Annotated in this window: 1 protein-coding gene; it reads right to left on the reverse strand. The window is 68.8% G+C overall.

Features of this window, described 5'->3' with window-relative positions:
• Nucleotides 1-186: 186 nt before the first annotated feature.
• Nucleotides 187-516 (reverse strand): hypothetical protein, encoded by a 330-nt coding sequence (locus tag EAO76_RS43170; protein WP_148841667.1) that lies wholly within the window; start codon nt 514-516, stop codon nt 187-189.
• Nucleotides 517-641: the final 125 nt, after the last annotated feature.

Consider the following 641-nt stretch of genomic DNA (forward strand, 5'->3'; position numbering starts at 1 on the left):
GCATTCCGGCACAACCAGCCGGTCGGTAGCAACATTCAGCCCGACGCAGCAGAGGCATTCCGGCACAACCAGCCGGTCGGTAGCAACATTCAGCCCGACGCAGCAGAGCCCCCGCCTCGATCGATCCGAGGTGGGGGCTCTTCGCTGCCCGCAGTCAGGGTAGCCGCGCGTACGGCGAGGCCGGGGTCAGTGGGTGAGCCAGCGAATGAGCACCAGGATCAGGATCCCGCCGCCGAGGAGCATCGCGGCCTGCCGGAAGTAGTCGGTCTCGCTGACCTTCTGGAGCGACTTGGACGTGAGTCCGCGGTAGACGCCTCGGGCCAGGCCAGCCGCGCCCGCCCGGACGGCCAGATCATCGAAACCCCAGGACCGCTCGACGAGGTGGGCAGCGTAGTACGGGCGGGCGCCGCCGTGGGCCTGGTACTTGTGGGCGTTCTGGTCGGCCTGGGCGTCGTAGAGGTCGTCGCGGGTGTCCCAGGTGAGGCGGCAGGTGTGGCAGCGGTAGGTGTATCGCACGTGGCGGACCGTAGCGGCCAGCGCCTTGCCTGCGTCGGGGAATGCGTCAGGTTGTCCGAGAACGCCCCCTAGGTGTGCCCGTCGGGGCTGGGTGGCCGTTGTCGCGTACCTCGATGGCATTGAGG

Origin of the sequence: Streptomyces sp. sk2.1 (assembly GCF_008120935.1) — a bacterium.
GTDB lineage: Bacteria > Actinomycetota > Actinomycetes > Streptomycetales > Streptomycetaceae > Streptomyces.